This window comes from Bradyrhizobium elkanii WSM2783, from assembly GCF_000472865.1.
GTDB lineage: Bacteria > Pseudomonadota > Alphaproteobacteria > Rhizobiales > Xanthobacteraceae > Bradyrhizobium > Bradyrhizobium elkanii_A.
The window spans coordinates 247,004-266,057 of sequence record NZ_AXAP01000004.1 but is presented as its reverse complement, the minus strand read 5'-3'; the positions used below and the strand labels follow the sequence as shown (position 1 = coordinate 266,057).

The 19,054-nt window shown below is 60.6% G+C and carries 11 protein-coding genes and 1 pseudogene; 5 read left to right on the top strand and 7 right to left on the bottom strand.

Annotated elements, in window-relative coordinates:
• Nucleotides 1-607: 607 nt before the first annotated feature.
• Together YY7_RS0106675 and YY7_RS0106670 are read left to right on the top strand one after the other, a co-directional pair.
• Nucleotides 608-1,246: an HD domain-containing protein gene (locus tag YY7_RS0106675; RefSeq protein ID WP_028162553.1), complete on the top strand. Its 639-nt coding sequence runs from the start codon at nt 608-610 to the stop codon at nt 1,244-1,246.
• A gap of 72 nt (nt 1,247-1,318) precedes the next feature.
• Nucleotides 1,319-2,023, top strand: a complete 705-nt coding sequence (locus tag YY7_RS0106670) for a glutathione S-transferase N-terminal domain-containing protein (protein ID WP_028162552.1) — start codon at nt 1,319-1,321, stop codon at nt 2,021-2,023.
• Nucleotides 2,024-2,152: 129 nt separating this feature from the next.
• Here YY7_RS0106670 and YY7_RS0106665 read toward each other — a convergent pair whose 3' ends face one another.
• Complete coding sequence (locus YY7_RS0106665) at nt 2,153-3,346, bottom strand: serine hydrolase domain-containing protein (protein WP_028162551.1); 1,194 nt, start codon at nt 3,344-3,346, stop codon at nt 2,153-2,155.
• A 256-nt stretch (nt 3,347-3,602) separates the two neighbouring features.
• Between YY7_RS0106665 and YY7_RS0106660 the strand changes: the two genes are divergently transcribed.
• The 3 genes from YY7_RS0106660 to ftsZ all read left to right on the top strand — a co-directional run bounded on the left by YY7_RS0106660 (nt 3,603) and on the right by ftsZ (nt 7,581).
• Nucleotides 3,603-3,923 carry a hypothetical protein gene (locus tag YY7_RS0106660; RefSeq protein ID WP_028162550.1) on the top strand — a complete coding sequence of 107 codons (321 nt, stop codon included), beginning with the start codon at nt 3,603-3,605 and terminating at the stop codon, nt 3,921-3,923.
• Nucleotides 3,924-4,175: 252 nt separating this feature from the next.
• On the top strand, nt 4,176-5,669 hold the full coding sequence (locus tag YY7_RS0106655) for an NAD-dependent succinate-semialdehyde dehydrogenase (RefSeq protein WP_028162549.1): 1,494 nt from the start codon (nt 4,176-4,178) through the stop codon (nt 5,667-5,669).
• Between the two features lie 655 nt (nt 5,670-6,324).
• Complete coding sequence (ftsZ, locus tag YY7_RS0106650; RefSeq protein WP_028162548.1) at nt 6,325-7,581, top strand: cell division protein FtsZ; 1,257 nt, start codon at nt 6,325-6,327, stop codon at nt 7,579-7,581.
• 89 nt (nt 7,582-7,670) lie between these two features.
• Here the strand turns inward: ftsZ and YY7_RS50915 are convergent, their stop codons facing one another.
• The 6 genes and pseudogenes from YY7_RS50915 to YY7_RS64985 form a co-directional block, all read right to left on the bottom strand.
• On the bottom strand, nt 7,671-8,225 hold the full coding sequence (locus YY7_RS50915) for a hypothetical protein (protein ID WP_245287208.1): 555 nt from the start codon (nt 8,223-8,225) through the stop codon (nt 7,671-7,673).
• Nucleotides 8,226-8,489: 264 nt separating this feature from the next.
• Nucleotides 8,490-10,697 carry an SLC26A/SulP transporter family protein gene (locus tag YY7_RS0106640; protein ID WP_245287215.1) on the bottom strand — a complete coding sequence of 736 codons (2,208 nt, stop codon included), beginning with the start codon at nt 10,695-10,697 and terminating at the stop codon, nt 8,490-8,492.
• Between the two features lie 166 nt (nt 10,698-10,863).
• Nucleotides 10,864-13,830 (bottom strand): Dyp-type peroxidase, encoded by a 2,967-nt coding sequence (locus YY7_RS50910; protein ID WP_155255064.1) that lies wholly within the window; start codon nt 13,828-13,830, stop codon nt 10,864-10,866.
• Between the two features lie 126 nt (nt 13,831-13,956).
• On the bottom strand, nt 13,957-15,276 hold the full coding sequence (locus YY7_RS0106630; RefSeq protein WP_028162546.1) for a cytochrome P450: 1,320 nt from the start codon (nt 15,274-15,276) through the stop codon (nt 13,957-13,959).
• A 248-nt stretch (nt 15,277-15,524) separates the two neighbouring features.
• On the bottom strand, nt 15,525-18,626 hold the full coding sequence (locus YY7_RS50905) for an ATP-binding protein (RefSeq protein ID WP_051396565.1): 3,102 nt from the start codon (nt 18,624-18,626) through the stop codon (nt 15,525-15,527).
• Between the two features lie 96 nt (nt 18,627-18,722).
• A pseudogene (locus YY7_RS64985) lies at nt 18,723-18,830 on the bottom strand (zinc ribbon domain-containing protein); the annotation flags it as partial.
• Between the last annotated feature and the right edge of the window lie 224 nt (nt 18,831-19,054).

Below are 19,054 nucleotides of genomic sequence, written 5' to 3'. Positions count from 1 at the left end.
TCACGTCCACCGCATCTCACCGCAACGTTCGTGACGATCGCGACCCGCCCCTCATTCGCGTGAGACGCGCGGAGTTAAATCACTGATTTGCCCGACGGTGGAAGCGGAATGTTTTTCGCGCGAGGGGTGGACCGGGGAAATCACGTTGATTGGCTTAAAGAAAATCCCGCCAACGATACGACACCGTCATACCGGGCAAAAGCGCGAAGCGCGTCTTCGCGCAGATGTCCCGGGCATCCACCTCCTTTGCCTCCGCGCACGGGAGAGAACGTGGATGGCCGGGTCAAGCCCGGCCATGACGGAGGAGAGGATTGCGCAATGCGTCCCTCAGTCATTCCGGGGCGATGCGAAGCATCGAGCTATGATGTTGCAATTGCACATCAGAGAATCCATTTCTCCGCCTCCGCCTGCGGCTCGATAGATTCCGGGCTCGCGCCAAGAGGCGCGCCCGGAATGACGGCGGTGATTGTCGCCCCGCGAGCGGGCGGCTGATTGCGCCGCGGTGGTACAGTCAAAATTGGCAATCTTGGTACTGTTTTATGATCAAGGGCGGACCGATCTATTTCCTGTAACCAGCGGCACAGATAGGGAAGACGGGAGTTCGACAATGGCCGACGTTATTTCTGGCGTTAGGATCCCCGATAGCAAGATCGCCCGCGAGGCCGCCGAACTCGTGCGGCAACATGAAACCGAGATGTTGTTCAACCACTCGGTTCGCGTATTTGTGTTCGGTGCGATGAAAGGAATCCGCCAGAACCTAAAATTCGATTCTGAACTGCTTTACGTCGCAGCGCTGTTTCACGATCTGGGTCTTGTCCACCCTTACCATACCGATACGAAGCGGTTTGAAGTCGACGGCGCCGATGCAGCCCGCGGATTCCTCAAGAGCCATGGCATCCCGGACCCGAAAGCGGATCTGGTGTGGGAAGCAATCGCCTTACATACCACGCCAGGCATTCCCCAATACATGCGGCCAGAGATAGCCCTCACGAACGCAGGTGTTCTAGTTGATGTCGTCGGCATTGGATATGACGACTATACGCCAGAGCAGCGCAACCAGGTCATTGCCGCGTTTCCGCGTGGTGATTTCAAGAATGAGTTCATCCAGGTTCAGACGTGCTCGGCCTTGAAGAAGCCCCAGACCACGTTCGGCACAGTCAATGTCGATTATATCGAAGATCGCGATCCCACATTTCGTCGGCCAAACGCCTGCGTTCGGATACGCAATACTCCGTGGCTTAGCTGAACCGTCATGCCATGAATTCACCCGCCGTGATGCCTACTATCTCGTAATCGAGCCGCAAGAGCGAGTTGAGAGATGCCAAGCTTTGCTGATTTCCCGATCACACAGCGCTGGCCAGCGAAATATCCCGATCGCTTGCAACTCTATTCACTGCCGACACCCAACGGCGTAAAGGTCTCGATCATGTTGGAGGAGATCGGGCTGCCTTACGAAGCGCATCTGGTCGACTTCAACAAGGGCGACCAGCACACGCCCGAATTCCTTTCGCTCAACCCCAACGGCAAGATTCCCGCGATTCTCGATCCAAACGGTCCGGATGGCCAGCCGCTGCCCTTGTTCGAATCCGGTGCCATCCTGCAATATCTCGCGGAGAAGACCGGCAAGCTTCTGCCGAGCAACGCAGCTCGCCGCTACACGACTATCCAGTGGGTGCATTTCCAGATGGGCGGGATCGGACCGATGTTTGGCCAACTCGGCTTCTTCAACAAATTCGCAGGCCGTGAATACGAGGACAAGCGCCCGCTTCAGCGGTACGTCAACGAGTCGAAACGCCTGCTCGGCGTCATGGAAACGCATCTCGCCGGGCGCGAGTGGATCATGGACGATGAATATACCATTGCCGACATTTCGATGCTTGGCTGGGTGCGCAACCTGATCGGGTTCTATGAGGCGCGCGAACTCGTCGACTTCGACAGTCTTCAAGCAGTGCCTGCTTGGCTCGAACGGGGACTAGCACGGCCGGCAGTGCAGCGTGGATTGAGTATCCCGCAGAGGCCGTGAGACGGTAGCTGGTCTTCTTGCCCGCCAGACGCGTAGCTCGCTTTGAGCCACCTGTGGCGAGCGCGCGGCGGATCATGCTTTTCGCCTTCGCTCTTGGCGAAGGCGAAAAGCTGATTTCGCCCTACGTCATCACGCCGCCCTCTTGCCACTGTCGGCGTCGAGGCCGGCATAGATGCCGCGCTCGAAGCCCGCAAAGGCTTCCAGGCATTTGCCGTCGGCGAACGGCAAGAGCTGCATCAGGATCACGCCGGTGACATCGCGCGCCGGATCGATCCAGTAATAGGTGTTGGCAAGGCCCGCCCAGGCGAGGCTGCCGGCGCTGCGTCCTTCCGGCGTCTTCAGAGTGTTGATGAGGAAGCTGAGGCCCCATTTCTTGTCCATGTCCGGATAGAGATCGACATGGTTTGACAAAGTGAGATCGGCCGAGACCATCTTGGTGACGTTGAGGTCACCCATGTGGTTCTGGCCCATCAGAGCCACGGTTTCGGGCTTCAGCACCTGGTTGCCGTTGCCGCGGCCTTTGCCCAGGATCATCCGCGTGAACTTGATGTAGTCGCCTGCAGTCGAATAGAGGCCGCCGCCGCCCATATGGAATTCCGGCTCCTGCTCGAGCTCGAACGGGATCGGTGCCAGCGTCCCGTCGGGGGCTCTCGCATGCATGCCGACAAGGCGCTGGCGCATCGCATCGGTGATCTTGAATCCGGTATCGCTCATGCCGAGCGGCGCGAACAGGTGATCCCGCAAGTAGGCGTCAAGCCGCTTGCCGCTCGCCGCCTCGACGGCCTTGCCGATGAAATCGATATTGATGCCGTATTCCCAGCGCGTGCCGGGATCTGTCGTCAGCGGCAACTTCAGCGCATCGTTCTTGCAGGTGGTGACGGCGGGCATCCCGGTTTTTGCGAGATACTTGCCCATGTCGTCGTTCCACATGTGGTAGCAGAAGCCCGCTGTGTGGGTCATCAGGTGGCGCAGCGTGATCGGCGTCCTGGCCGGCCGCAGCTTGGGCTCGCCGTCGGCATCGAAGCCCTCAAGCACTTGCGGTGAAGCCAGATCAGGCAGCACCTTGCCGATCGGTTCGTCCAGCGAGAGCTTGCCCTGCTCGACCAGTTGCATCGCGCCTGCGCTGGTCACCGCCTTGGTCATCGAGGCGATCCAGAACACGCTGTCCGTCGTCATCGCATCGTCTTTGCCGAGGTCGCGTTTGCCGAACGCGGTCTCGTAGATGATTTCGTTGCCGGTCGCAGCAATCGCGACCACGCCGGGGACTTCCTTCGCGTCGCATTTCTGACGGAGAAGCTGATCGATCTGAGCTTTGCTCTGCATGGGGCGCCTCCTGATTGTTGTTGTGGAGGCTTGATCTTCTTACCGTGTGGCGCGTCCCGCAAGCCGGCCGCTCGCGGATTTTGATGTCAGCGGAAATGCAGCGACGACAACCAGGAACCGTCCACGATAACGTGATTTGGTATTGCTTCCCGTCAATGGTTTCGTGATGTAACGCATTCTAATTCCAAGGCAAACTATGCTTCTGGTCTGAATGTTTTGAAGCAAATGGTTGCTTTCGAAGTTGCAGGATGTGGCGATGATCTCGACGTGGAGTGAGTGGAAACGGTATCCCCGGCCCGGCCGGGGCGAGAACATCGAAGCCCCGATCAGCCCCGGCCTTTACGAGGTCCGTTACGCCGGCACCGGCGCGTTGCACTCCTTCGAAGCGGTCGACAATGTCGCGCAGGCGCTGGCGCTGCTCCAGGTCGCGCCCAGGTCGTGGTTCGGCCGCCGTGACCCGGCCAAGTTGCCGGACCTCGAATATCGCACCTGCGCGACGTCCTCAAAGGCCGATGCCAAGGCGGCGGCGGAACGTATGATCGGGCGTCGCGAAACCTATCTGAACGGCGCGGCCTAGAGCTTCGGTTCTGATTGAATCAGAACCGAAGCTTGCTAGTTTTGGTGCGTTTTTTGCGCGGATAAGTCTACGCAGCGAACCGGTGTCCACCCTCGGATCAAGTCCGAGGCTATGCTTCGCTCGAAAACGCTCCAGCGGCTCCCGCACACCCGCAAAATTGCTTGACGCATCCGCCCTCAGCGGACGATGCATTGCGACCGGTTTAGACTTATCTTTGGGCGACAACGCCCAGAAAATGCCAGGAGTGACGCCATGAATCCGCCCGTTGCCGCACGCGCTTCGCAATCAGGAACCTCGCTTCGCGATCGCCTGAAAGATCCCTCGCTGCTGCGCGACCGCTGCTTCATCGATGGCGCCTGGGTCGGAACGCCCGTCTTCTCCGTGAACAATCCCGCCACCGGCGCCGAACTGGTGCAGATCCCGCAACTCAGCGCCGATGACGCCACCAAGGCGGTCGAAGCCGCCGAACGCGCGTTCCCGGCCTGGGCCAAGCTGACGGCCAAGCAGCGCTCCAACATCCTGCGCAAATGGTTCGAACTGATCATCGCCAACCGCGAGGACCTGGCGCTGATCCTGACCTCGGAGCAGGGCAAGCCGCTGGCCGAGGCGCTCGGCGAGGTCGATATCGGCGGCGCTTATGTCGAGTTTTTCGCCGAGGAGGCCCGCCGCGTCTATGGCGAGACCATCCCAACCCAGCGGCCGGATGCGCGGCTGCTCGCGATCAAGCAGCCGATCGGCGTCTGCGGCGCGATCACGCCGTGGAACTTCCCGAACTCGATGATCACCCGCAAGGTTTCGCCAGCGCTTGCCGCCGGCTGCACCGTGGTGCTGAAGCCTGCCAACGAGACGCCGCTGTCGGCGCTAGCGCTGGCGGCGCTGGCCGAGAAGGCCGGCGTGCCGAAGGGCGTGTTCAACATCATCACCGGCGATGCGCCGCCGATCGGCAAGGTCCTGTGCGAGCATCCTGCCGTGCGCTTCGTCGGCTTCACCGGCTCGACCGAGGTCGGCAAGATCCTGTACCGGCAGGCGTCGGTCGGCGTGAAGAAGCTCGGGCTGGAGCTCGGCGGCAACGCGCCCTTCGTCGTGTTCGATGACGCCGATATCGATGCCGCGGTCGAGGGCGCGATCGTCTCGAAATACCGCAACATGGGCCAGACCTGCGTCTGCGCCAACCGCCTTTATGCCCAGGACAAGATCTACGACGAGTTCGTGCAGAAGCTCTCGAAGAAGGTTGCCGCCATGAAGATCGGCGACGGCACCGAGCAGGGCGTGGTGCAGGGGCCGCTGATCAACATGGAAGCGATCGAGAAGGTCGAGCGGCACATTGCCGATGCGGTGAAGGGCGGCGCCAAGGTCGTCACCGGCGGCAAGCGCTCTTCGCTCGGCCGCACCTTCTTCGAGCCGACGGTGCTCTCCGACGTCAAGTCGGATGCGCTGGTGTCGCAGGAAGAGACATTCGGCCCGCTCGCGCCAGTGATCCGCTTCAAGGATGAAGCCGACGTGATCGCGATGTGCAACAAGTCGCCGTTCGGCCTCGCCTCGTACTTCTACTCACGCGACCTCGGCCGCGTCTGGCGCGTCGCGGAGGCGCTGGAATCAGGCATGGTCGGCGTCAACACCGGCCTGATCACGACCGAAGTCGCGCCGTTCGGCGGCGTCAAGGAGAGCGGCCTGGGACGCGAAGGCTCGCATCACGGCATGGAAGAATATGTCGAGATCAAATACGTGATGATGGCGGGCGTGTAATCCGTCATCGTCGGCACGAAGCCGCGTAGGCTGGGCAAAGCGAAGCGTGCCCACCATCCGCACTCCGCTCGTGGACGAAGTCGCGAGAATCTATCGGGCGTCAAAGCCAGGTGGATGAATGGATTCCGGGTTCGCGCTTCGCGCGCCCCGGAATGACAGCCCGAAGTCGCGTAGGGTGGGCAAAGCGAAGCGTGCCCACCTTCCGCATTCCACTCGTGATGGTGGGCACGCTTACACCTGCGTCTGTTTCAATGACGGTGCGTGAAAGTCGCTTTGCCCACCCTACGAGGCTACGAGGCGAAAAGCCGCTCTTTCCGGGCGGCTTTTTGCTGAGTGAGATCACACGCGTCCGGTAACACTCTGTTAACCAACGCAGCCTAGCCTGCGGTCATCGCCCGGTCATCATCAGCCGATTGCCGCCCGGTTCGTTCTAGGAGAACAGCCGATGTCCGTTGAGGCGCTGACATATGCCGCTCCAGGTGCCCGCCTGACAGTCCCGCCAGAGGCTGCTCGTTCGCTTGCCAAGCGACGTCAGGCAACATCGCCCCGATTAGCGGCGAAGATCGAGGACCAAAGTGGAAACAGACCGCAGGGCTTGTAGATAGCTGATCCGTACCCCCTCATCCCCGACTTGCCGGAGCAACGTGAGGCAAAAATGACCCAGGCCATCGATATCAGGGAAATGAAGGCGCGCGTTGTCGTGTTTGGGGTCGGCGGCGCCGGCGGCAATGCCGTCAACAACATGATCGCGAGTGGGCTGAGAGGCGTCGACTTCATCGTTGCCAATACCGACGCGCAGGCACTCAGCATGTCGAAGGCCACGCGCATCGTTCAGATGGGCACCCAGGTGACCGGGGGTCTTGGCGCCGGCGCGCAGCCTGAAGTGGGGTGCGCTGCGGCCGAAGAGGCGACCGATGCAATCCGCGATCATTTGGCCGGCGCGCACATGGTGTTTGTCACGGCCGGCATGGGCGGCGGTACGGGCACTGGGGCGGCGCCCGTTATAGCCAGGACCGCGCGCGAGCTTGGCATTCTCACCATTGGTGTCGTCACCAAGCCGTTCCACTTCGAGGGTCAGCGCCGCATGCGCGTTGCCGAAGCAGGTATTGCCGAACTGCTGAAGGCTGTTGACACGCTGCTGATCATCCCGAACCAGAACCTGTTCCGGGTCGCCAGCGAGAGAACCACATTCGCCGATGCCTTCGTCCTCGCCGATCAAGTGCTTTATTCGGGCGTGGCATGCATCAGTGATCTGATCGTCAAGGAAGGTCTGATCAATCTCGATTTTGCCGACGTTCTCTCGGTCATGCGCGAGAAGGGCAAAGCCATGATGGGCAGGGGCGAGGCTTCCGGCGAGAAGCGCGTGCTCAACGCCGCCGTGGCCGCGATCTCCAATCCATTGATCGAGGACCCTTCGATCAAGCGCGCCAGCGGCCTCATCGTCTCCATCTCCGGCGGCAGGGATCTGACGTTGTTCGAGGTCGACGAAGCCGCTACGCGCATTCGCGAACAGGCCGACCCGGACGCCAACATCATCATCGGCGCCACTTTCGACGAAAGCCTGGAAGGCATCGTCCGCGTCTCCGTGGTGGCGACCGGCATCGATAATCTTGGCCCGGCGCAGCGGGCGCAACGGGTGGAAAGCGCAGTTACCGAACTTGCGGGCAGGCTGCAGAACGACAACCGTCGCATTGCCAATGGGATCGAGCGTCGTGCACCGGTGCCTCAATCAGAGCGTTCGCCGTTCCGCCCGACGACCCGCCACCCTGAACCGGCAGCGCCGATTTCGGAACATGCGCGCCATGCGGCTCCGCAAGGCGTCGATCCGTACGGCCGCTCCGCTCCTGGGCGGAATTTGGTCGAGGAAAACCTTCTCGATATCCCGGCCTTCCTGCGCCGGAAGGCCACCTGAGCACGTCCAACTGCGGGAAGTAGACGGATTGCAAAGTCCGTCACACGAGCATCGAGGGTCTTCCTTGAGGTGCGCAGCGCGCCGATGTTTTACGCGGCTGTGCTGCCCGGGTTCTCTGCTGCTTCTTTATTTCCAACCTCCTTGCTGCGCGACAGCCATGCTGGAAGACGGAGTAAGCCAAGCAGGCGATCGTTATTATCTTTTGGCAGCTCGGTCGGCGCCTCATTGGCCAGGCGCGGGAGATCCAGCGCAGCCTGGCCAACTCTCACCGCATCCGCGCGTCGGTCCAGTTCACGCAACAAGGGATCGATGACGGCTTCGACTTCGGTCGCGACGGATGATAGAAAATTATTGAGCTCGCGAGCTTCGGGCACGACTGCCGCCGCCATCTCGGTCGCCTCGCAGAGTTCGCTGATGACAGGTGTAAACGCTTTGCCAGTTTGCGCGATTCGCTTTTTTATCGCTTCGATTTCGCCCAAAACGTGATTGCGTTCGCGCCGAACTCTTTCCTCAGAAAGGCGGGCCTCGATCTCGGCGATCTGAGCCGTCAGTGTCGTGACATCGGATGCAAGTGCGTCGCGCTTTCCGCGCGCGCGATCGAGATCGCGGCTGAGAGTGTCCACTAGATCGTTCTCTCCGGACATTTTTTGCTCCGCGTAGGACAGCCGTAACGCGAACCGTCAGCCTGGCAAAGGAACGTAAGATCGGCCGACAAAGGCATCGACTTCGTTCGCGTCGCCGGGGCGGTGGATCTAAATACCCCCCAAATCATTCGCATTAGGCGACCGTATGGTTAACAAGTGATTAATTTCCACCGGAGCCAAGCGCGAGAACCCCGGATTGCGCGGAGCCTGTCATCGGGCGCGCATTCGCGCGACCCGTTGGCTCCATCCGGGCTACGACCCTTGCTATCGCCGCAGCACCGCGATGGTGCGGTTGGCGAAGCTCAGGCGCTCGGCCATGATCGAGACGAAATAGGTCAGGAGCTTGTGGCTGAGCGCGGGGTCGTCGTCCCTGAGCGCTTCGAACTGATGCGTGTTCAGGACATAGAGCACGCTTGCGACCTCGGCCTGGATGGTGGCGCTGCGCCGCGTTTGCGAAACCAGGCCCATCTCGCCGATCGTGGTGTAGCGGCCGAGGCTGCGCACGCGGGTCGGGCGGCCATCATCGGCCGCAACCATCACGCCGACGCGTCCGTCCAGAATGAAATGCATGGATTCGGCGAGGTCGCCGGCGCGGACGATGGTCTCTCCGGCATCGACCTCGACGCGCTCGCAATAATGCATCAGCGCGCTCGCCTCCGGCTCGGAGCCGAGAATTTCGGTGAACCAGTCGCGCAGGCTCGCTTCCTCCTGCTCCAGCCCGCGGTGCTCGGCGATGATCTCGTTCTCGCACCATTCCAGCGCATGATCGAGCTCGGGCTCGATCCTGACCTCGCCGGAAATGAAGCCGCTCGCGCGCAACGTCTTTTCGGCCGCTGGCGCCAGATGCACCAGCAGCAGCTTGACGCCGCGCTCGTCGGCGCAGCGCTTGATCTGTGCAAAGCTGTAGGCTGCCGATGAATCGATGCCGGTGACGAGCTTGAAGTCGAACACCAGATAACGGCATTCCGGATGGCGCGCGAGCAGCGCCTTGACGTGCTGGTAGAGCCGGTTGGCCGAGCCGAAGAACAGATAGCTCTGCAGGTTCAGGCCCTGGATCGCGCTGCCATGGTCCGCCAGCAGGTCGAGATCATCGCGCGAGCGGTCCAGCGAGCTGCGATACTCGGTGCCGTCGAAACCATATTTGATCGATTCGATCCGCGCGGCGCTGAAGGCAAAGGTGGCGCAGCCGATCACGACGCCGATCAAGACGCCCGCGACGAAGCCCCATTGCAGGATGATCAGGATGATCGCGAGCAGCGACACATATTCGGTTTTCGACAACCGCCGTCGCGACTCGACGATCCATTTGTGGAGCTGATCGGCGCCGAGATAGATCAACAGGCCGCCGAGCACGAATTTCGGCATGTAGCCCAGCAACTCGGGCGCGACCGCGAGCATCAGCAGCGAGAAGGCTGCGACTGTCACGCCGCAAAGGCGGCCAGTGCCGCCGCTGTTCAGACTGAGCAGCGAGCGGGTGGTGGAGGTGCAGCCGGCGTAACCGGCCAGGGCGCCGGTCAGGATGTTGGCAAGGCCGGTGATATTGAGTTCCCGTTCCAGGTTAGCCTCGCGATGCGCGGCGACCTCGATGCCGGTGGTGTTGAAGAGGGTGCTGGTTGCCGTCACGAACACGACGGCGACGAGATTGCCGAGCAGGTCCGGCACGGCATACCAGGGATAGTCAGCGAAATTCTCCGCGCTCCACGGCAGCATGAATCTGGTCGGAGGCGGCGGCTGAAAGGTCCAGCCCGCGGCCTGCGCCTCGGCGGGCGTGAGGCCGACGATCCAGAATGCGAGATGGCCGATGAGCACGCCGCCGACCAGGATCACCGGCAGCCCGAACGGGCTGCGCGAGCGGTGCCAAGTCAGGTACAGGATCAGCGCCATGGCGCAGGCGGCCGACAGCTCGGCGATGGTGACGACGTTTGCGAACTGAGGCAGCGTCGCAAACTTCAGCTCCATGCCCGTGATGACCCTGATGGCGCCGAGCACGAGCAGGCAGCCGGTGGCGCCGAGGAAGCCGCCGACGACGGGATAGGGCACATAGCGGATGGCGCGGCCCATCCGCGTCACGCCGAAGCCGCACAGCACGATGCCGGTGATGATGGTGGCAAGCCCGAGCGTGATCAGGACCGGCGCCAGCATCGGCGCCGCCGGATTGACGGCCGCCACGCGCTCGACCAGCGCGGAGGCGAGGATCGCGGTCATCGCCGCGGTGGAACTCTCGGGACCCGCGACCGCAAATGGCACCGAGCTGCCGAGCGCGATCACCAGCGCCAGCACCGCCGATGAGATGAAGGTGGCGGCGACGCCGTAAGCGAGATAGGGCGACAGTGGGCCTGCGAAGATCAGGAGCGCATAGGACAGGCCGAAGGTGATCGAGAGCACGCTGGCGGCGCTGCCGCCGAGGATGTCGCTGAACGCGCGACCAATCCGCGGACTCGGTTTGACGTTTCGATGCACCACGCCTTGCACTGCCCTCAACACCCGCGCCACTGGTAAACGAGCGCAGCCGGCCGCGACAACAAGATTCTTGTGTCAACGCGTGCATTCGTGGTTCCCGCGAAAGCGGGAACCGATAGCATATCCCTGCTCCACTTTCAGGAGCATCGGGATCAGGGGCAAGATCGGCAGGTGCTGTTTATCCAGGCTCTTGCAGGTTGGCGAGAAACCGAAGGGCTCGCTTGCCAGGCAGGAAGAAATAGCCGCCGCCCCGGACCCTGACGAAGTCAGTGATGTCTTTGATCCACATCGGGCCGTCCGGAGTAGGGATCGAAAAAATCTCCGACCCTTGTCGATTTCCGACCAGGGGATCGATTTCATTCTGCAGACCGTGGAAGCTCGGCCCCAGTACCCAACTCTGCTGGATGAATTCGAACTGACGTTCGATGTCAGCGTTCAGACACATGAATACAAGCCCAGGCTTGTCCAGTATGCCTTGCGCCTCGTACGGGCGTCCCACGCGAAGAATGCGATGGCGATTTACGATTCTTAGCTGCTCGTTGATCTGCTCGGAAAATTGCTGCTGGATTTGCTCCCTCGTGGCTCCCTCGGGCTCCTTTTCGATTCCGGAGACAAAGCTGTCGCGCGGATTGGCGCGGCGAATGTGAGCGCCGAGCGGACATCGCAGCCCGTTCGGATCTTCGATACGGAAGCTGAAGTCATTATCCACCCGCCGACCTCGCCCTCTTGACCTCGAGGGGCCCGCCGTCGTTCCGGGACCGTCCGGATAGCGCACCAGGGACGTCCCATCTTGCCACCGGCCTACCATTTTTGCGGCGATCCATTCGCGACGCGTTGCGGAGATGTTTGTTGGCTCGCGGTTGCTGCTGATCAGCTGTTGCTCGGCAGCGTCCAGGAACTTGTGATATTCGGTGACATCCTGTTCGAGCTGCCGCACGACAAGAAACGTGCCGTTCATCCCCAGGTCGTGCCGGGCCGCTGCCGAGGGCTCGGAAAAGTCCGGCCGTTGTCGCAGCAGATCCGCGCCGGCGCTGGGAAGAACACTCTTCGGATCGTCGCCGGGAGCAACCGTAGGCGATGGAGGAGTGTACCCGAGGTTGTCGGGGTAGCCGAGAATGAACTCACCCGGCCCTACGAGGTGCGGAGCGTCTTCCGATGTCGTAGATCGGATGCCGCGGATAATGGGATTCGATATACCGTCTGCAAAGCCGAACGGCTCTTTTTGCCGCTGCGCGATCTGCGGTTCCGGGACCTCCTTGAATCTGATCCCGAAACCAACTCGCCCATGGCATCGTTCGATTTGATCAATATGCATACGCTCGAGATCACGCAGCTGCTCCGGGTCCCGCGCATAGATCAGCATCACGGCATCGACTTGCTTGCCGGCGTCAGTACCAGCGCTCATTGTCGCGGTTCGATCCGTGCTCTGATTTCCTGCACCCCAAAGCCAGTGTTCGGGATCATCAGCGCCGATATCGCCGAGGGTGCGCGCGCGCCAGGGTGCCGCATTTCCTTGCTGAAAAGCCACCGGGAATGTTGCCAGATGTTCTCCGGTCAGGCCGAGTTTCCGCAGTCCGCTCGGCGCGAACCCTACGACCAGCGCGTTCGATGCGTTCCGATGGTCGCCATAACTAATGTCATTGCTGACGCCGGTAAGCCATTTTCTACTCTCTTCCTTGTCAGGCGGCAGCCGCAGGAACAGGCATGTGCCGAAGCGCAGTCGGCCCAGCCCGCCGAGAACGAGAGTTGATATCTCCTCGAGTTGCAGTGCATTCGCAGGTCGTGGCGACGATCCGAAACACGACAGCCAATCGGCGGCGTCGGCTTCGGTCCGGGCCGCAGCGATGCCTTGGCGGATGGCGGCGTTGACGCGGATCCTGGCCAGCGACAGCTTCGGATAGGCAACGTACCAAAACCAGGAGGGATGCTGCTGGCGGCGCGTCCACCGCCGGAGCCGGTCGCCGTCGGTTGCGCCCTTCGAGAACAGATTCTCGGTTCTTGGAAATCCCAGCGTATTGCTCCATATGCCAGTCACTCCATCGTGTGCCTTCTCGATGAAGTCCTCCAGGTAGCTTTCCCAAGCCCCGTCGTAGTTCGACATAAAAAGCAGCTTGTTCGTTCCGGGCAGCAGAATCCAGCGTGCGAAATGAATGACGCCTGTCGATCCCAAAAAGCTCGGCCGGGAGCCGTATGCCGCGATGGCGCCGGCGCCCCAAAGTCCGACTCTTAGCGTCAGCCAGCGGAACCAGCCGGGTTTCATAATCGAGGATGCGGCCAGGTGATTTTGCGCGCCGAAGGTTTCACGCCTCATGAGCTTTTCGACGTGCTCTGCTGTCGGTGCGATGTCGTCGCAAACGTCGGTCTTCTCGCGATGGCGCAGCCAGGCATAGCCGGCGGCCGCTGCTACAAGAACAATGACAATGAGAGCGATCAGGATCGCTGCCAGGAAGCGGGTCGGGAGCTCGGGCACCACGAGCGACAGCAGGAAAATCAGCGCCGGGACGGCGATAACCAGCAGAAATGGCCACGCCAGACTGGCAATGGCGGACTTGGCCAAACCCCAGTAGAAGCCCCAGCTACTGAATCCGTTTGCCTGGAGGCAGGGAGCCGGCTCTTCGACAAACGCCCATTTTTCGCCGTTGTCCCAAAGCTTTGAACGTACGTCCTCGAGCACGCTCAATGCACTGCCTCCGCGAGGCCTGTCCTGGAGCATATCCTCTATCTGGTCTGCCAACTCCGCTTCTTGCTTGATACGTTGAACAGTCATTCCGGGCGTGCCGTCGTAGTTCAGGCCGGGTGTGGAGAACCATCCTTGACCGACATCATGACGGTGATTGCGAAGCAGATCGGAGATCTCCAGACCCTTATATGGGACGCCGGCTTCCGCCAGCATTGTTTCAAGCTCTGGCCTCATCGTCGCTGCGATTTTATCGATAGCGGGATCCATGCCCCCATCGACGCTCGCTTCTATGATGATGAAGGAGTTCTCGGGTTGCCGGTGCGCTCCCTGGATGCCGACGCTTCGCGCGTCATCGCCGCGCACGACGGTGATACTCAAGAAATGGATGATCTGAGTATTGTCGAGCCCGGCGCGCAGCGCGCTGTTGCCGCCGTTTGCCTGCCGCGGAGAAAGCGCGAACTTCACGTGGTCATCCAAAAGAGGAGTGCCAAGCGCGTCCAGGCATTTTTCTACGGCGTCCGACCATTGGACATCGAATGGAATTGCTATCGTTACGAACGAGTGGGGCACGGCACTTCCCCTTTTCTGGGTTCAGACGTCGTACTTGACCGATAGATGCCACGGGAACGGGCCTAGCGTCTTCAGCTTGCCGTTCCTGCCGTCGACAGGCCGGAGTCGCTTCTGCACCAGCAAGGCCTTGAAGGTCTGCGTGATCTGCGCCTCGGCGATGTAGGCGCCAACACACCAATGAAGCCCGTGGCCAAACAGCATGTAGTCGGTCTGCGGCCGGTCCGGATTGAAGCTGCGCGGTCGCACCACGCGGCGATTGTCGAACATCGCCGATTCCGTTCCCGCCAGCAGCTTCGTTCCCTTCTTGATCGTCGTTTGGCGCGCGGTTCCGGCGGCAACAGTATAATCTTCGGCGCAGATCCGGAACGGCCCAGGGTTGAGCGGCATGAAACGCATGGCCTCGAACAGGCAACGCGTCAGCCGTTTGTCATCGCCAGCGCGCGCTGCCTCGGTTGCTGCAGCCATGAATTTTGGGCGACCGAGCAGCATGACCAGCATATGCCCGGCCGCCATTGTGTTGGTCGGGACAAAGCCTGTGATCATGCCGATAAGGTACGCGCCGATAACCTTGTCGGTGAGACTTGACTCTCCACGTTGCATCGCGAGCAGTCGGTCGAGCACGGTAGGGCGTATCCGCGAGTGCTTCCGGGCGCGCTGGATCGACCTATCGATGATCGCCCGGACGCGCATTCCGGCGGCAATCGCAGCCCTTTCATAGCGAGGATTGTCAAAGGGATTGCCGAACGTGTACAGGCTCATGGCTATCAGCCAGCGACCGAAATCGATCTCCTCCTGCTGCTGAATCTCAAGGCCGTAGTAATCCCTGCAGATCAGGATCGGGACGCGCGTGATCAACCCTTCGATGGCATCGAGCTCCATCGTCTGATCGTTGATTTTCGCGGCGTCGGCAACGATCCTGTTCGAGAATTTCGCGGCGAGTGGCGTGACAATTTTTGCCACATCATCACGTTGGAAAGCCTGCATCACCTGACGCTGGCACTTCCAGTAGTCGTTGCCTCGCTGCATGCCCAACAGAAAGTTGGGGCCGGCTCCTGGATGATCGTTAAGCTTCTGGATCTTGGCTCCGAACGGCACCTGAAAAACGACATCGTTCTCGAGAACTTCTGCGACATCATCGTATCGCGTAACGAAAGCCCATCCCCCGAGCTGCGGGATGGGCCAAAACTCCCTCAACAACCAAAAGAGCCAATGCGGCTCATCGTAAATCCACTGCAGCCACTTGGACCAGCCGGTAGGCTGGAGGTCTTGCAGATTGAATTGACCAGGTAGGGATTCGCGTACGACCGGCTCGGTCGCGGCCTCGGTTGTTAGCTCGCTCATCGCTATGTCCGCCCCGCGAAATCGTAGAACGGACCGAAGCATGGCCGGTCTGTCCGAACGACGGCGCGCTCTCAGTGTTGACCGAACTTCTGGGATATTAACCTACCGCAATTAAGTTCCCTCGCATGTGAACCAGTTCACAGTCTTCGAACATGGCTAGACGAGCGAGGCGGGATATGCAGTCTCTCGGGGCTTTCAAGAAATTGCTCGGCGGCTCCGAAATTCATCGCCTGTCGCGGTTCGTCGAGCTAGGTGAGGGCCTCGAGCAACATCTTGGCTTCCGTGAGCTCTGCTGTGCCACAGCCGTCCAAGCATCGTTCGAGAATTGGCACAAGGAGATGGCGTGCTTCCTCTCGGTCGCCTCTTCGGTCGAGCAACCGGCACAAATCGATCCCTGCCCGCAGTTCCCAGGTTCTTGCACCTTGTCGCTCTGCGACAGCCAGGGCGTGGCGAAAACATTGCTCCGCCTCAGCTTCCCGCGCTCCATGATGTACGATTAGCCAGCGTCCCTTAAGTCGGCTCAGTTCGGCCTCGAACCACCTTTCGCCCCTTTCTTCGGTCATATCCAAGGCCCTGCAGATCAGAGCCTGCGCTTCCTCGGTTCGATTGGCCCGCTCGCATATTTGGGCAACCAGGCCCAGGAAGTAAGTGTGATTTCCAATTGATCCGGTCGCGGCAAGATCGGCCAGCGCTTTCTGGGCGAGCTGCAGTCCTCCTGCCGCATCGCCATCGGCCGCCAGGATAAAGCCGCGCAGCATATGCGCCACTTCAAGCCAGAAAGGATATCTCTCCTCGGTTGCCAATGAAATTGCTTCTTCCGTACGCGCCAGTGCAGTCCCTTCCTCACCGCACAGCAGGTTGACCAAAGCAGCAAAGGTCAGTTCACGGATCAAGATCTGCGGCGGACGCAGGGCGCGGCTGCGAACCAGCGCCTCCCCACTTGTCGATAGGGCGCGTTCGCGATGGCCAAGGACGAACAAAACAAGAGCAAGATAGGACGAGGCACCTATCTTCATATCCCAGGCCGCAATGGCGGCGTTGGACTGAAATTCTTCGGGGGCCGAAAAGCCGAGGACGCTCTCCAGATTGTCCTTGGCCTGCAGAAACTCACCGATCCAAAAAAGACTAATTCCCTTAAACAGGTGGCCGGATACGACACTGAACTGATCATGCTGCGAGTGACCGACACGCATTAAGTCCTCGGCCACTCGGCACGCCTTGATATGCTCTCCTCGGCCCAGATAATATCGAGCCAGTTCACCCAGCACCCGGAGCGACATAGAGGTGTCGCCAAGATGCTCGCACAATTCGCGAGCGCGCAGGTAAGCCTCGCCGGTTTCCCGCGCTCCGATGCCTTTCGCAACGATCAACGCTCTCCCCAAAGCGCACTGTAGTCCCAGCTCCCGGCGCAGATTGTCTGCGCTGGACGGCAGGCTTGACAGCAGTTCGAGCGCTCTACTCAATTGCAAAATCGCCTCGAGCTTCGCGTATCGCGCGGCTGACATCCGGCCGGCTTTTTCGCAGTAGTTGATGGCTTTCTCTATCAGCCCGCCCTCGCTGCAGTGATAAGCGAGCATCTCCGGTTGCTGCTCTGCAATGGTCGGGAATTGCTCTTCAAGTATGTTGGCGATGCGAACATGCCAAGCTTGGCGTTTGCTCCGAAGCAATGTCGAGTACGCCGCATCTCTTACGAGAGTGTGTTTGAACGCGTATATTTCCTGGGAGGGATCATTGCGACGGACGATCAATTCCGAGCGCACGAGTTGCTGTAATCCGTCCTCGAGCCGAGTGTTTGACAGTCCGGATACCGCACCCAAGACCTCGACTGAAAATTCGCGGCCTATGGTAGCGCCGATTTGGGCGATCTCACGGATTTCGCCAAGTCGGTCCAGCCGAGCCACGAGAGAATCCTGCAAGGTGTATGGAATTGCTGCTTGTCGGGCAGGTCTTTCAAGCACGAGGGATCCTCTTTGCATCTGGACCACGCCGCTCTCAAGGACGGTTTTCGTCAGCTCCTCGACGAATAACGGCACGCCATCGGTGCGATCCAGGATCTCTTCCAGCAGTTCATCTGGCAGTGTTCTGCCGCCCGTCACTTGCTCCACCAGGGCAGCTGATGCATCGCGGCTCAGCTTGCGGAGCGGCATGATCGTGACGTTGGGATAGTTGGACCAGTCGGCAGCAAATTCGAGACGCGCGGTGGAGATCACAAGCACCCTGAGACGCGCAATGCGCTCCACCAGCATCCCCACCAGCTCCAATGAGCTCGGGTCGATCCAATGGAGATCTTCGAGCACTATCAGAACCGGTCGTCTTGCGGCATGACGCGCGACCAGATCCAGCAGAACTTCCATGCTTCTCTGCTGACGCTGTTCGGGACTGAGTTCCGGCAGGGATGCGCGCTGATGGTTCCGCAGCGACATGACTTCAGCGACAAGGTCAACTTCTGCCGGCCCGACGTTGAGTCCAGAGAGGACCCTCTCAAGTTTGGCGAGCTTTTCGTCTCGCGTGTCCGAACGGGATAAGCCCGCCCCGCGCTGAATTTGGTCAATAATCGGATGCAGGGCGCTATCCTGGTGGTAGGGTGAGCAATAATAGTCCAGGAGGATGTGCTGTTCGGTAGCCAGTTGCTCCTGCAAGGCGCGTCGGATGCGCGACTTTCCGATGCCAGCTTCGCCCGTGAGCAGCACCACGCGGCCATTACCCGCCTTGCTCTGCTGCCAGCATCGCAGCAGAAACTCCGACTCCCTTTCGCGCCCCACCAGCCGCGATATGCCTGCCTTGCGCTTGGCCTCGAAACGGTTCTCAACGCCGCTTGTGCCGACCACCTGCCAAGCCTGAACGGGGTCGTCAAAGCCTTTGATCGCTCTGGGCCCGAGATTCCTGTACTCGAACACGCCTCCCGCAAGGTGGTGCGTACTGGACGAGACCAGCACGGTGTTGGGCTCAGCCAGGGCTTGCAGACGTGCGGCAAGATTTGGCGTTTCTCCCGCAACCTCCTGGCTGAGTGGCGTGCCGTCGACCACGAGATCACTCACGACAACCAGGCCCGTTGCCACTCCTATCCGTACCTGAGGCCTGTAGCCATACAGCAGTGTGAGGCCGGATATCGCATCCACCGCGTGTAGCCCGGCTCTGATCGCGCGTTCCGCGTCATCTTCGTGCGCCTGCGGATAACCGAAGTATACGAGGACACCGTCGCCCATATAACGAGCCACGACTCCTTCGAACCGAGCGACCACATCCGAAATACAACGATGGCAGGTATCGATGACCTCGCGCAAATCCTCCGGATCGAGTTGAAGAGAAAGCGCCGTCGACCCGACAAGGTCGCAAAACATGATCGTCATTTGTCTTCGCTGAATTGATCCACCGATCTGCAACGACGCCGGCAGTCTATCGGCCGGGGTCTTGGCCAGCTTCTGGGGACCATTTCCGCTCAAGCGATGGCCGCACTCCGAGCAAAACTTCGCATCTGGCCGATGTGCCGTACCGCACAAAGGACAGCGAGTTTCGGTTTCAGTTCCGGGCGCTCTATCTTCGCGAGATCTCATCTTGGGATGAACCCGACTCGCACTCTTGATGAGTAATGGCGGCGATAGCCAATTCCGGCCGAGCCGTAGCATTGGCTCGCTCATCGCTCGACGCTCGATAGAAAAATTCGTAAGTGCTGATCAACGCGGCAGGCGTGCCAATTGCCGATTGAAGCAGACCTTGGACGATGCATGCTGCATGCGCCTCAGGGCGGGGTCTGATGTGAGCGAGCATGCTAGCCGTG

Bases quoted from the DNA above. Each gene is read 5' to 3' on its own strand.
- YY7_RS0106630 (WP_028162546.1), bottom strand. From the start codon at position 15,276: ATGAGCGAGCTAACAACCGAGGCCGCGACCGAGCCGGTCGTACGCGAA.
- YY7_RS0106665 (WP_028162551.1), bottom strand. From the start codon at position 3,346: ATGCAGAGCAAAGCTCAGATCGATCAGCTTCTCCGTCAGAAATGCGAC.
- YY7_RS0106655 (WP_028162549.1), top strand. From the start codon at position 4,176: ATGAATCCGCCCGTTGCCGCACGCGCTTCGCAATCAGGAACCTCGCTT.
- YY7_RS0106670 (WP_028162552.1), top strand. From the start codon at position 1,319: ATGCCAAGCTTTGCTGATTTCCCGATCACACAGCGCTGGCCAGCGAAA.
- YY7_RS50915 (WP_245287208.1), bottom strand. From the start codon at position 8,225: ATGTCCGGAGAGAACGATCTAGTGGACACTCTCAGCCGCGATCTCGAT.
- YY7_RS0106660 (WP_028162550.1), top strand. From the start codon at position 3,603: ATGATCTCGACGTGGAGTGAGTGGAAACGGTATCCCCGGCCCGGCCGG.
- YY7_RS0106675 (WP_028162553.1), top strand. From the start codon at position 608: ATGGCCGACGTTATTTCTGGCGTTAGGATCCCCGATAGCAAGATCGCC.
- YY7_RS50905 (WP_051396565.1), bottom strand. From the start codon at position 18,626: ATGACGATCATGTTTTGCGACCTTGTCGGGTCGACGGCGCTTTCTCTT.
- ftsZ (WP_028162548.1), top strand. From the start codon at position 6,325: ATGACCCAGGCCATCGATATCAGGGAAATGAAGGCGCGCGTTGTCGTG.